Origin of the sequence: Pedobacter zeae (assembly GCF_014196715.1) — a bacterium.
Classification (GTDB): Bacteria; Bacteroidota; Bacteroidia; order Sphingobacteriales; family Sphingobacteriaceae; genus Pedobacter; species Pedobacter zeae.
On the sequence record NZ_JACIEF010000004.1, the window covers coordinates 183,231 to 196,935 of the forward strand.

The following is a 13,705-nucleotide window of genomic DNA, read 5'->3' on the forward strand; positions in this document are numbered from 1 at the left end:
CGAGGCCCATCTTGTGATCGGTCTGTTTAACCAATATCGTATGTTTTACAATCAGTTTTCGGATATCGGGATGGCCACCGCTTTCATCGGCGAACGTTTGCAGCATAACGAATCCATTATATTTTTAGCCATAAACCAGGATACGGAACAACCCGTTGGTTTTACCCAGTTGTATCCTAAATACTCGTCGATAAGGCTGGATAAAAACTGGATACTGAACGACTTGTATGTTGCTGAAGATTACCGCAAGCAGGGGATCGGCAGAAAACTGATTAAAACCGTTATGGATTTTGCCAGGACCAAAGGATCTACATTTGTACAATTGGAAACCGCTATCGACAATTTTACTGCACAACAGCTATACGAAAGTATCGGTTTTGTAAAGCAGCAAAATGACGAAGATTTTTTTCTTTATAAAATAGCACTAAACTCATAGAGATGAATAAAATTAAAGCAGGAATAATCGGTGGTGCAGGTTATACAGGAGGCGAAATGTTACGCATCCTTATTAACCACCCAAATGTCGAAATTGCTTTTGTAAACAGTACCAGTAATGCAGGGAACCTGATTTCTGATGTGCATACTGATTTGGTAGGTGATACCGATTTAAAATTTGTAAGCAACATTGAGCAGGATATTGATGTATTGTTTCTATGCGTGGGCCACGGCGATGCGAAAAAGTTTTTAGCTGAAAACCCGGTCAGCGAAACTATTAAAATCATCGATTTATCACAGGATTTTAGGTTGCATCAGAAATCGACATTCGAAAACCGCGAATTTGTTTACGGATTGCCCGAACTGAACCGCGACAAAATTAAAACAGCTAAAAATATTGCCAATCCGGGCTGTTTCGCAACATGTATCCAGTTAGGGTTATTGCCTTTGGCTGAAAAGGGATTGATCCGGAAAGAGGTCCACATCAATGCAACTACCGGTTCAACCGGAGCCGGACAAAGTTTGGCTGCCACTTCGCACTTCAGCTGGAGAAACAATAATCTTTCTGTTTATAAAGCATTTGAGCACCAGCACCTGAACGAGATCAGCGAAAGTTTATTGCAGTTACAGCCCTCACTTTCAGAGGTTTTAAACTTTATCCCTCAGCGCGGAGCTTTTACCCGCGGCATTTTGGCTGCAATGTACCTGGAAACTGATTTAACTTTAGAAGAAGCACAAAACATTTACGAAGAATATTATAGTGCCCATCCTTTTACACATGTTAGCCGGAAAAACATCGATTTAAAACAGGTGGTAAATACCAATAAAGCGTTGGTTCATGTAGAAAAACATGGAGGTAAATTATTTATCATCAGCATTATCGATAACCTTTTAAAAGGTGCCAGCGGACAAGCGGTTCAGAATATGAATATCATGTTTGGTCTGGAGGAAACCGCAGGACTTAGATTGAAGGCAGCTAATTTTTAACGAAGGTAAAGGGTATAGGGTTTAAGGCATGAGGTAAAATAATGAGAGATTACAAAAAACTTGACGTTTGGAAAAAGGCACATGAATTGAATATGTTCATCAAAAAGAATATTGCAACTCAATTTCCAAAAGAGGAGAGATTTGAATTGACCTCGCAACTTACCAGGGCTTCCTTATCTATACCTTTGAATATTGTTGAAGGATGTGGAAGATTTACAGATAAAGATTTTGCACATTTTCTAGATAATGCTTTAGGTTCTGCTAACGAGATAGATTATTGTTGTTTATGTGCTTCTGAATTAAAGTATATAAGTGAAGATGATTATCTAAAAGTGAACCAATCAATTAACGAAGTTAGGGCAATGCTAATTTCATTTTTAAAATTTTTGAGAAGTGGAGGGAAAAAACCTTAAACCCTATACCTCAAACCTTAAACCTCAAATCAAATATGCAATTATTCGACGTTTACCCACTTAACGATATAGAAATAACCAAAGCAGCAGGCAGTAATGTTTGGGATGCTAACGAACAACAATATTTAGATTTATATGGCGGACATGCTGTGATTTCAATTGGGCATACCCATCCGCATTATGTAAGCCGTTTAACCGATCAGTTAAACAAGGTTGGTTTTTATTCCAATTCGGTTAAAATTCCTTTGCAGGTACAATTGGCCCAGAAGCTTGGCGAAATATCTGGCAAAAAAGACTTCCAGTTATTTTTATGTAACTCAGGAGCTGAGGCCAATGAAAATGCACTAAAACTGGCCTCCTTTTACAATGGAAGGAAAAAGGTAATTGCATTTACAGGTGCTTTCCACGGGCGTACCTCACTGGCAGTGGCTGTAACCGATAATCCTAAAATCGTAGCTCCGGTTAACCAGACCGAAAATGTAATCTTTTTGCCTTTTAATAATGAAATTGCTTTAGAGGAAACTTTTAAAGCGCAGGGCAATGATATTTCGGCAGTAATTATAGAAGGTATACAAGGTGTAGGTGGTATTAAGGAGGCTTCAAAAAGTTTCTTACAAAAAATCCGTGCGCTTTGTGACGAATATAATGCCGTTTACATTGCCGATAGCGTACAATGCGGCTACGGACGCACAGGCTCGTTCTATTCGCATGATTATGCTGGCGTAGAAGCAGATATATATACCATGGCAAAAGGAATGGGTAATGGATTTCCCGTGGCCGGGATTTCTATTGCGCCTAAATTTAAACCTTGGCATGGCGAGTTAGGCACCACTTTCGGGGGTAACCACCTGGCATGTGCTGCGGCTTTAGCGGTTTTGGAAGTGATAGAAAAAGATAACCTTATTAAAAATGCTGAAGAAGTAGGTAATTACCTCATTGCAGAACTTAAAAAATTTGAGCAGGTAGTAGAAGTACGCGGTCGTGGATTAATGATCGGAATTGAATTGCCTTCTGAACTGGCACATGTTAAAAAAGAGTTATTGTTTACTTACCATATTTTTACCGGAGAAGCAAAACCAAATGTAATCCGTTTATTGCCTGCATTAAATTTGACTAAAGGACATGCTGATGAGTTTTTAGCAGCGTTTAGTAAGTTGGTGAAATAAAGCAGATAACGGGTAGGTAGAAGGCCTTGGATGCAAGGGCTAAGAATTGTAAATTAAAAAATTAAATCAGGCGGTATCAATCGCAATTATAAATTTTGAGCGCTGGAAGATGGAGTAATAACAAATCCTCACCCCTCCGGCACTCAACCTTTAATCTCATAAAAAAGATGAACTTGTTCACCTCCGTACACGATGTTCCAAGCATCAAACAGTTTGTAAATGATGCGCTTGCATTAAAGGAAAATCCTTTTGCATACCAGGATTTAGGTAAAAACAAGACTTTGGGTCTGGTTTTTATGAACCCGAGTTTACGTACCCGCTTAAGTACGCAAAAGGCAGCCTTAAACCTGGGCATGAATGTAATGGTAATGAATATGGATAAAGAGGGCTGGGCTTTAGAAACACAGGATGGTGTGGTGATGAATGGTACAACGGTTGAACACATCCGCGAAGCTGCAGCTGTAATGGGCCAATACTGCGATATTTTGGGTTTACGTTCTTTCCCGAAGCTAAACAACCGGGAAGAGGATTACAGCGAAGATTTCTTTAATAAATTTGTTAAATACTGCGCGGTGCCTGTAGTAAGTTTAGAGAGTGCAACACGTCACCCATTACAAAGTTTTGCCGATATCATTACCATTCATGAAACCTGGACAAAAAAGCCTGACGGACGTAAACCAAAGGTAGTTCTGGCCTGGGCGCCACATGTTAAGGCTTTGCCACAGGCGGTACCAAATTCTTTTGCCGAGTGGATGTGTAAAGCACAGGAAGAAGGCATGATCGATTTTACGATAGCCCAACCAGAAGGTTACGAACTTTCGGAAGATTTTACACCCGGAGCAAATATCCAGTATAATTTAGAGGAAGCTTTATCCGGAGCAGATTATGTGTATGTGAAAAACTGGAGCAGTTATAAAGAATACGGTAAAGTATTAACTTACCCTGATGGCTGGATGATGAATAATGAGAAGTTGAAATTTACCAATGATGCCAAAGTAATGCACTGCTTACCGGTACGCCGTGATTTGGAATTATCATCCGAAATTTTAGATGGGCCAAACTCGTTGGTGATCCACGAGGCAGGTAACCGCTTATGGGCTGCACAGGCGGTAATTAAAGCGATATTGGAAGAATTGAAATAATAGTTTTTGTCCAAATTAACCCCAGATAAAAAGGATAACCACAGATACTTTTTTATGCCTAATCTAGGTTTATCTGTGCACATCTGTGGTTAACTACTAAAATAGATTATGAAACAACTCACTATCATAAAAATCGGTGGAAACGTAATCGATAATTCAGAAAACCTGCATCAGTTTTTATTGGATTTTACAGCTTTGCCCGGAGATAAAATTTTGGTTCATGGCGGAGGTAAAATTGCAACCGAACTGAGCGAATCGTTAGGCATTGAGGCTAAAATGATTGAGGGTAGACGGATTACTGATATCGAAACCTTAAGGATCGTAACGATGGTTTATGCTGGCTTAATCAATAAAAACATGGTAGCGCAATTACAGGCAAAAGGCAGCAATGCTATTGGTTTGAGCGGCGCAGATGGAAATGTAATCAAAGCAACCAAGCGGCCGGTAAAGGCAGTAACTTACGGCAATGAGCCCGGACCGTTAGCCGGTTCAGTAATCGATTATGGTTATGTGGGCGATCTTGATGAAAATTCGGTGTCATCGGGTACTTTACATAGTTTGTTGAATGCTGGCCTGGTTCCGGTACTATGTGCCATTACCCATGATGGGAATTCACAGTTGCTTAATACCAATGCCGATACCATTGCCTCGTCTGTTGCAGTGGCCATGTCATCTTTATATGAAACACGTTTGGTATATTGCTTTGAGAAAAAAGGTGTACTAAAGGATGTTAATGACGATGCTTCGGTAGTGAGGGAAATTAAGGCAGGTGAGTTTGAAGACTTAAAGGCAGACGGAACGGTACAGGGAGGAATGATCCCTAAACTGCACAATGCTTTCGAAGCCATTAAAAAAGGCGTTTCTGCCGTTTACATCGGTAAAGCCGATGAACTGGCCGAACTTGCAGAAGGTACTTTTGGAACCAAGATGCTGAAGTAAGGTAGATGGCAGGAAGGTTGAAGGTGTAAGGTTTTTAGCGATGTGCATAAACTCATCGCTAAAAGATTTTAACCATAAGATGCAAGGACACCGATTTGCATTTGTAATTCTTTAGTATGCTGGCTTTCTGATGTAGAATTTATAGACTTTTAGAGGGGAAAAGAAACCGATAATCACTGCTTTTGCAAACTAAACCTGATAGAAACGAAAATACTTTTGTACTCAAAACGAGAAAGATTGCTGTATCGTTTCTCCTCGAAATGACGATGAATGGATGAAAAGGCAGAAGTTAAAAAGATTGAAGTGGATAGCAGGACTGAAATACCAGTAGACTTACCGAAACTGATTTTCAAAAACCGAAAGAAGAAAAATAAAACTGTGTAGTTAACCCTCAGGAAAAATTAATACCATGTCAAAAAAAATAGCCATAATTGGTAGCGGAAACATCGGCTTATCCTTAGCGAAAGGTTTAGTGAAAGCCGATTTTGCCCAAGCTGCCGATATTACATTAACCCGTAGAAATATTAATCATTTAAAGGCGTATGCCGAGGCAGGTTTTAACGTAAGTAATCATAATAAACAAGCCGTTGATACAGCAGATGTGGTAATTTTAGCCGTTTTGCCGCAACAATTAAATATGGTTTTGGATGAAATCCAGGCATCGATTGTACCGGCAAAACACCTGGTTATTTCAGTTATTTCAGGCGTAAGTTGCGCAGCTGTTAGAGCGAAACTGGGGGATGATGTTGAAGTGGTCCGCGTAATGCCAAATACGGCCATCGCGATCGGGCAGTCTATGACCTGTATGGCCAGCGATAATGCCTCAGCAGAAAACATTGAAGAGGTAACCAGGATGTTTGAAACCGTTGGTTCGGTGGTTAAAATAAATGAAGATTTAATGACATCGGCAACAGCCCTATGTGCCTGCGGCATTGCCTTCTTTTTAAGGGCAATCAGGGCTGCATCACAGGGCGGGGTCGAAATTGGTTTCCATGCTGATGAAGCGCTAAAAATGGCTGTTCAAACCGCAAAAGGTGCTGCAGATTTACTTTTATTACATGGCACACACCCAGAATCAGAAATAGATAAGGTAACTTCGCCGAAAGGTTGTACCATTGCAGGTCTGAACGAAATGGAACATAATGGTTTTAGCTCTTCGCTGATAAAAGGGATTAAACTTTCGGCTTTAAAAGCTGGGAATTTATACACCAAGGAGGGCTAATAGCTTAAACCAAAGCTAAAAGCAGGGATGCAATGTCTTGATACTTTTATAATAAAACAGGTGTCAAGAATTAATACGGGATAAAGAGTACTTGATACTATGTCATTAGAAAATATAAAAAAAGAGAGCCTGGATTTATTGCGGCAGTTGATCCGCATCCAATCTTTCAGCAAAGAAGAAGACCGGACAGCGAATTTAATTGCGCAGTTTTTGGAGGAGAGAGGGATTAAAACCCAGCGAAAAATGAATAATGTTTGGGCGTACAACAAACATTTTGATGCCAACAAGCCAACGTTGCTTTTAAACTCGCATCATGATACCGTGAAACCCAATTCGGGTTACACACGCGACCCTTACGATGCCGCCATTGAAGGCGATAAACTGTTTGGTTTGGGCAGCAATGATGCGGGTGGATGTTTGGTATCGCTAATCGGTACATTTTTATATTATTACGAACAGGAAAATTTAAATTATAACATCTGCCTGGCAGCAACTGCTGAAGAAGAAATTTCGGGCAATAATGGTTTGGAACTGGTTCTTCCGGATTTAGGCGAATTGGAATTTGGGATTGTAGGCGAACCAACAGAAATGAATTTGGCCATTGCTGAGCGGGGCTTACTGGTATTGGATTGTGTCGCCCACGGCAAAGCCGGGCATGCAGCCCGTGAAGAGGGTGAAAATGCCATATACAAAGCATTAAAAGATATCGAGTGGTTCAGAAACTACCAGTTCCCCAAAGTATCCGAGGTTTTCGGCCCTTTAAAAATGACCGTAACGATTATCAATGCAGGCTCACAACACAATGTTGTGCCGGCAAATTGTACCTTCACGGTTGATGTACGGGTAACGGATGCCTATACCAATGAAGAAGTATTGGAAATCATCAGGGCACATGTTGAGTGTGATGTTACCCCACGTTCTATCCGTTTAAAACCTTCGTCGATCGATAAAAATCATCCTGTTGTTCAAGCTGGCCTTGCGTTGGGCAGAACCACTTACGGTTCGCCAACTACATCAGATCAGGCTTTATTAGATATCCCATCGGTAAAAGTTGGGCCAGGTTTTTCCGGCCGCTCGCACATGGCTGATGAGTTTTTGTACGTACATGAAGTAGCTGAAGGGGTTGAAGGATACATTAACATGTTGAAACCTGTTGTACAAGGTTAAGGCAGAGGGTTTTATAGTATAAGGCCTGGGTGCCTGATTAAATATTGAATGCTGTAGAAAAAATAGTATAGCTTAGCGTGTTTTGCGAAAAGCCCGGCACCCTTCGCGGTTAAATAAAATTAAAATGAAGATTTGGCAAAAAAATATTGATGTAAATCAGTTTGTAGAAAATTTTACGGTAGGTAAAGACCGTGAACTCGATCTGCAAATGGCAAAATTCGATGTGCTGGGTTCACTGGCCCACACCGAAATGTTGGAAACCATTCATTTGCTTACTGCCGACGAGTTAAAAACCGTTCAGCGGGAACTGAAAAATATTTATGCTGAAATTGAGGTCGGTAATTTTACCATCGAAGACAGTGTGGAAGATGTGCACTCGCAGGTAGAGTGGTTGCTTACACAGCGCATTGGAGAAGCCGGGAAGAAAATCCACAGTGGCCGTTCGCGGAATGACCAGGTTTTGGTCGACTTAAAGCTGTTTTTCCGTGCCTGCATTGAAGATATGGTTAACCATACTTCTACTTTGTTTAGCCAGTTAATAGCACTGAGCAATACCCATAAAGATAAATTGTTGCCAGGTTATACGCACTTACAGATCGCCATGCCTTCCTCATTTGGTTTGTGGTTTGGGGCCTATGCCGAAAGCCTTGCCGATGATATGGAACTGATGCTTGCTGCATGGAAAATTACCAATAAAAATCCGTTGGGCTCTGCGGCAGGTTATGGTTCGTCATTTCCTTTAAACAGAACCTTAACAACCGAGTTATTGGGTTTTGAAAGCTTAAACTACAACGTGGTTTATGCACAGATGGGCCGTGGTAAAACCGAAAGGATTTTGGCGCAGGCCATGAGCGCGGTAGCTGCAACGCTGGCTAAAATGGCGATGGACGTTTGTTTGTTCATTAACCAGAATTTCGGGTTTATCAGTTTTCCGCCTGAACTGACTACAGGTTCGAGCATTATGCCACATAAAAAGAATCCTGATGTTTTCGAACTGATCCGTTCGCGTTGCAATAAAATTCAGGCCTTACCGAACGAAATTGCCATGATGATTACCAATTTGCCTTCAGGTTATCACCGCGATTTGCAGTTGTTAAAGGAAAATCTTTTCCCGGCCATTACTTCGCTAAATGAGTGCCTGGAGATTGCCACTTTTATGTTTCAGAATATTACCATAAAGGACGATATTTTAAAGGATAAAAAATACGATTACCTGTTCAGTGTTGAAGTGGTTAATGAACTTGCCCTTCAAGGTGTACCGTTTAGGGAAGCCTATAAAATAGTTGGCGAGCAGATTGAAAATGGTACTTTTGCACCATCGAACCAAATACACCATACCCACGAAGGCAGTATCGGTAACCTTTGTAACGAGCAGATAACTGCTGCCATGAATGCTGTATTGGCACAGTTTGGTTTCGAAAAAGTGAATAAAGCGATAGCAGATTTAATAGCATAATATGAAAGTTTCAGTAATAGCCAATTCATTAATTGGCTCAGAAATTATAAAAATTGGTAACGAGGTTAACGAAATGAAGCGCAAGGGCGCATCGATTGCCAACTTAACCATTGGCGATTTCGATTCGAATATCTACCCCATACCAGCTGAGTTAAAAGCAGGTATTGTGGAAGCCTATAATGCCAATCATACCAATTACCCTCCAGCTGATGGGGTTTTGCCATTGCGCGAAACAGTTTCGGAACTATTGAAAGATAGGTTTGGCCTTGAATATAATACTAACAGTATTTTGGTTTCCGGTGGTTCCCGTCCGTTGATTTATGCTACTTACCTGGCCTTGATCGATCCTGGCGATACCGTGGTTTTCCCTGCACCATCATGGAACAACAACCACTATTCGCATTTAACTTCGGCTAAAACCATCGCCGTAGAAACCGATGCAGCCCATAATTTTATGCCAACAGCTGCACAACTGAAACCGCATTTAAAAGGGGCAACGTTATTGGCTTTATGTTCGCCATTAAACCCAACCGGAACCATGTTCGATGCAGATTCGCTGGCTGAGATCTGTGATGCTGTTTTGGAAGAAAATGCTTCCCGCGGTGCAGATGAAAAGCCATTGTACATGATGTATGATCAGATTTATTCGCTTTTGACTTTCGGTAAAAAGCATGTAAATCCAGTTTCTTTAAGGCCGGAGATGAGGCCGTTTACTATTTTTGTAGATGGCAGCTCTAAATGCCTGGCTGCAACCGGTGTACGTGTTGGATGGGGTTTCGGTCCGGAAGATATCATTAACAGAATGAAAGCGCTGGTTGGCCATATGGGTGCCTGGGCTCCAAAAGCCGAGCAGGTAGCCATGTCTAACTACTTTAACGATAAACCACAGGTTGATGCATTCTTAACCAGCTTTAAGGCACAAGTACAGGATAGCTTAAATGCGCTTTACAATGGTTTTAATGAATTAAAAGCAGAAGGTTTTAGTGTTGATGCGGTAGAGCCAATGGGAGCCATTTATCTGACCATTAAAATCGACTACATCGGAAAAACAACCGAAGATGGCCAGGTTTTAAAAGACAGCGCAGATGTAAACTTCTACCTGATCAAAGAAGCCGGAGCAGCGTTGGTGCCTTTCTCAGCCTTTGGAAATGAAGATAGCATGCCATGGTTTAGGGCATCTGTGGGGGCTTGTACCTTACAGGACATTAAAGATATGTTACCAAGAATTAAAATGGCCTTAAGTAAGTTGAAATAGGTATTTCATTTATAACATATAAACCCCTCTTCAATTATTTTAAAGAGGGGTTTTGTTTTGATCGTCATGTCGATCAGGGTAAAACGCAGTCGAGAACCCGCAGGTTAGCGAAGCTAAATCTCGAGATAGATCTCTCCGCTACACTGCGTTTCGGTCGAGATGACGGATTTTTTTATTGGATTTTGTATAGGCTCCAGACTCCAGACTGAGGACTTAAGACTAAAAACTAATCCTCCCTGCTTCCATCATCAGCCATCCTCACCATTTTAGGTTCAAACTTAGCAATTACATCAACCAGTTCGGTTTGTGCAGCCATCACTTTGTTAATGTCCTTATAGGCCATTGGTGCTTCATCTAAACCAGCTCCAATTAACGTAACATTGTGATCCTTTAAAATGGCTTTCATATCCGATTTAGTAATTGATTGAAAAGCTTTCGAACGGCTCATTTGACGTCCTGCACCATGCGATGCCGAGTTGATTGCGCTGGTTTCACCTTTACCCCTCACTAAAAACCCGGGTGCGGTCATACTTCCCGGGATAATTCCCATTACACCTTTACCTGCGGGTGTAGCGCCTTTTCGGTGCACCATTACTTCTTCACCATCCAGGATTTCTTTCCACGCAAAATTATGGTGGTTTTCTACCTTGGCCAAGACCTTTGCCCCAATGGCTTTGGTTAACCTATTATGGATCACCTCATGGCAAGCTGAAGCATAATCGCCGGCAAGGTTCATCGCTAACCAATACTCTTGTCCTTCTGCTATATTCATATCTAAATAAGCCAGGTTTACGGCCTCTTTAGGTAATTTACAGATGTCTTTTGCCAGTTTGGTGTAATGTCCTGCAATGGTAGCGCCTAAGCCACGCGAACCCGAGTGGGTTAACAAAGCTACATAACGGCCTTTATCAATATTTAAGATCTCATCGCGTTCTGCAAAATCGATAATTCCCCATTCCACAAAGTGGTTACCACCGCCTGATGTACCTAATTGCGCCCAGGCCTTTCCATGCAGGTTTTTAAGAAAAGGCGTAGAATTAAATGCCTCATCTTCCAAAACTTCATGATCGGCCCTTTCCAAACCCCTAAACTCTCTACCTGGTCCGAATTTAGTAAAGGCAATTAATTCGCGTTTGTACATGGCATCTTTACCGAAATAATGTTTTTCGGGGATATCGAAAATACTCAGCGCCATCCGGCAACCGATATCAACACCTACGCCGTAGGGTATAATGGCATTTCTGGTTGCTAATACACCTCCGATCGGTAAACCATAACCTTGATGGGCGTCGGGCATTAAAGCCCCCGCTGCCGATACCGGTAATTTCATGGCAATGTCCATTTGGTTTCGTGCGCCTTCTTCAATGTAATCAGCGCCAAATACCGCGTAAGGCTTAGCATGGCTTACCAGTTCAATGGTTTCATCTTTTGGTGCATTGGTTTCTTCAATCATGGCCGTGGCCAACGGATTTAAAACCGGATCATCCAAAAAACTTTCGGGGTAATCTTTTACTTTTTTAAATAAGGCAAGCAATTCTTTTTCTTCGGTATCTGTAAAATTTTCTTTCAGAATATCTAAAGCTAAGCCTACCGTTTTTCCTTCGGTATAACCCATCTCGATCAGGTTGTTACCTGTTATGTTGTTTTTCATTTTTTTGTTTTAATTGGCATAAAGTGCTTCTCTCATTTCTACAAGCAAAGATTCAATCAGCTTTGCATCCGGTTTTTCTTGAAGCTTACTAGTTAATATTTCTTTTTCTATTTGTAGTATCAGATTTTCTGCCATTTTTAATATTTCATTGTATTCAAATTCGCCTCTTTTTATAGATAACAGTTCATCCCGGTTTTGTCTTTTTACATTTAATTTTCCATCCCGAACAATTTCAAGGGCCACTTGTAATAGCCTGATGGTATGCATCATATTTTTCGCATCATAATCTTTGCCATGACTTTTGTTTAATGTAAACCGCGCTTCATTCCGTTTTTCTACCCATTCCCAATATTCGTTATGTTCTTTGCAATATGAGGAATAGCTATCCTGATTGAAAAACAAATACCCAATCTCTTTTTCTCCGTTAGGTATAGAGGATACCGAGACATCATTAGCAATTTCTTTATTTGCAATTCCTTTGTAACCAAATTTCTTTTCCGCATCATAAAACAGCGCATATAGGTTTTTAACATTTGGAATTTTCGATAAACCACAATCTGCCATAGAAATGTTGTGGTTTTTTAACCAGGCATTAGCTTTAACCGATGAATAACCCTCTGTAATAAAGCAAAAATCCAAAACTGTTTTCCTTTTTTTGGGCATTGGGTTTAAAATTTTCTTATTCAAACCTTTTGCTTTTCTGATCTGGGTTAAGGCGTATCCTCCAAAAGTATCTTTGCATAATCTGGATAAAAAAATATCGATGTTGAGTTTATCCATTATTGGATGCCTGTACAGAATGCACTCTTCTGGCGTAGCTAAAATTTCTACGATATTTGGATTATTCTTGATCAGTAATTCAACAAAGCGCCCAATTTCATAATATACCTCATCATTGCTTTCATTACTGATCTGTGGAATGTACTTCAGCCCAAAAAACATTTCTTTTGGCATATAATATACTCCTTTAATATCGGTGTCTGATTGCTGTGTATCTAATCCATAAGCTTTGCTACCACTTAAACATTCAAATAAAAGTAGATTTTTATCCTTTAAATCTTTAATCGTCATAACGGTTTATGGTATTTCTAAAAAAGGCGTCGAGCATTTCGGTGCCGAAACTTTCTTTTGGTAAATCTTTGGCCCGTTCGGTACAGTTTTTAAACTCCTCATCAATATATTTACGCAGTTCTGAGTCAATTTTGATAAGAAAACTTTCTGCAGATGATGATTTTAATATAATTAGATTTTTAACCAATGTTTGAAGCTGCGCTGGCATTAGGGTTAAAAGTGGTCCAATAGTCATTGGAGCAATACTCTTTTTCTCTAAACACCATTTTGCCGAAAGTAATGGGCGAAGTACATAAAAAAGCTTTTTAATCTTGATTTCATCGCCATTTACGGTTCCCAATGCGCCATGTGCTATTCCCAGATAATGGTTGATATTCGTTTTTCTGTAGAAATAAGATTGACATAATTTCCATAATTCATTTCTAAAATCATTCTGTTCTCTGTATACAATAGGCGATTGTAGCCATTCAAAGGGAGTGGTATTCGATTTTCGGATTAATTTAAGAATCTTTTTAATATCCCATCCATAAATATCAAGTTCGTCGTTAATTGGAAAACCCAGTTGATCGTCTTTTTCCGAAACGGAAAGATAATAATCATGTGGGCGCACATAGATAAAACGCACATCGAAATCGCTATCCGGTGAGGGGAATTCCCATCCTCTACTTCCTGATTCGCACGCAAATAATATTTTGATATCGTTTGATCGTTCTATTTCTGCAAGTTTGTTTATAATGGCGGTTTTCATTTTTGTTCTCATTAATCCCCGGCAGGCAACATTCACCATGCCGAGGGGTTTCT

At 40.4% G+C, this 13,705-nt stretch carries 13 protein-coding genes; 10 read left to right on the forward strand and 3 right to left on the reverse strand.

The window, feature by feature from the left end; translation table 11 throughout:
- The first annotated feature begins 40 nt into the window (after nt 1–40).
- The 10 genes from GGQ60_RS19465 (at nt 41) to GGQ60_RS19510 (ending at nt 10,182) form a co-directional block, all read left to right on the forward strand.
- Nucleotides 41–436, forward strand: a complete 396-nt coding sequence (locus GGQ60_RS19465; protein WP_221236010.1) for a GNAT family N-acetyltransferase — start codon at nt 41–43, stop codon at nt 434–436.
- Nucleotides 437–438: 2 nt separating this feature from the next.
- Nucleotides 439–1,422: an N-acetyl-gamma-glutamyl-phosphate reductase gene (argC, locus tag GGQ60_RS19470; RefSeq protein WP_183767533.1), complete on the forward strand. Its 984-nt coding sequence runs from the start codon at nt 439–441 to the stop codon at nt 1,420–1,422.
- 41 nt (nt 1,423–1,463) lie between these two features.
- Nucleotides 1,464–1,835, forward strand: coding sequence for a four helix bundle protein (locus GGQ60_RS19475; protein ID WP_183767535.1), 372 nt, complete (start codon nt 1,464–1,466; stop codon nt 1,833–1,835).
- A gap of 35 nt (nt 1,836–1,870) precedes the next feature.
- A complete protein-coding gene (locus GGQ60_RS19480; RefSeq protein WP_183767537.1) occupies nt 1,871–3,001 on the forward strand; it encodes an aspartate aminotransferase family protein in 1,131 nt (376 codons plus the stop codon).
- A gap of 167 nt (nt 3,002–3,168) precedes the next feature.
- Nucleotides 3,169–4,143, forward strand: a complete 975-nt coding sequence (locus tag GGQ60_RS19485; RefSeq protein WP_183767539.1) for a Rossmann-fold NAD(P)-binding domain-containing protein — start codon at nt 3,169–3,171, stop codon at nt 4,141–4,143.
- Nucleotides 4,144–4,251: 108 nt separating this feature from the next.
- Nucleotides 4,252–5,082, forward strand: coding sequence for an acetylglutamate kinase (argB, locus tag GGQ60_RS19490; protein WP_183767541.1), 831 nt, complete (start codon nt 4,252–4,254; stop codon nt 5,080–5,082).
- A gap of 409 nt (nt 5,083–5,491) precedes the next feature.
- Nucleotides 5,492–6,304 carry a pyrroline-5-carboxylate reductase gene (proC, locus tag GGQ60_RS19495; RefSeq protein ID WP_183767542.1) on the forward strand — a complete coding sequence of 271 codons (813 nt, stop codon included), beginning with the start codon at nt 5,492–5,494 and terminating at the stop codon, nt 6,302–6,304.
- A 99-nt stretch (nt 6,305–6,403) separates the two neighbouring features.
- The gene (locus tag GGQ60_RS19500) at nt 6,404–7,471 is read left to right on the forward strand and encodes a M20 family metallo-hydrolase (protein ID WP_183767544.1); all 1,068 of its coding nucleotides are present in this window, start codon (nt 6,404–6,406) and stop codon (nt 7,469–7,471) included.
- Nucleotides 7,472–7,595: 124 nt separating this feature from the next.
- Nucleotides 7,596–8,927 carry an argininosuccinate lyase gene (gene argH / locus GGQ60_RS19505; protein ID WP_183767546.1) on the forward strand — a complete coding sequence of 444 codons (1,332 nt, stop codon included), beginning with the start codon at nt 7,596–7,598 and terminating at the stop codon, nt 8,925–8,927.
- Nucleotide 8,928: 1 nt separating this feature from the next.
- Entirely contained in the window at nt 8,929–10,182 is a 1,254-nt protein-coding gene (locus GGQ60_RS19510; RefSeq protein ID WP_183767548.1) for a pyridoxal phosphate-dependent aminotransferase, read from the forward strand.
- Nucleotides 10,183–10,408: 226 nt separating this feature from the next.
- On the opposite strand, the gene GGQ60_RS19515 is transcribed toward GGQ60_RS19510, so the two are convergent.
- From GGQ60_RS19515 to GGQ60_RS19525, 3 genes are read right to left on the reverse strand one after another with little or no spacing between them, the layout of a single operon-like run.
- Nucleotides 10,409–11,833: an RtcB family protein gene (locus tag GGQ60_RS19515; protein WP_183767549.1), complete on the reverse strand. Its 1,425-nt coding sequence runs from the start codon at nt 11,831–11,833 to the stop codon at nt 10,409–10,411.
- A 9-nt stretch (nt 11,834–11,842) separates the two neighbouring features.
- Nucleotides 11,843–12,904, reverse strand: a complete 1,062-nt coding sequence (locus GGQ60_RS19520; protein ID WP_183767550.1) for a DNA polymerase beta superfamily protein — start codon at nt 12,902–12,904, stop codon at nt 11,843–11,845.
- On the reverse strand, nt 12,894–13,652 hold the full coding sequence (locus GGQ60_RS19525; RefSeq protein WP_183767551.1) for a nucleotidyltransferase domain-containing protein: 759 nt from the start codon (nt 13,650–13,652) through the stop codon (nt 12,894–12,896). The genes GGQ60_RS19520 and GGQ60_RS19525 overlap by 11 nt, the downstream gene beginning before the upstream one ends.
- Nucleotides 13,653–13,705: the final 53 nt, after the last annotated feature.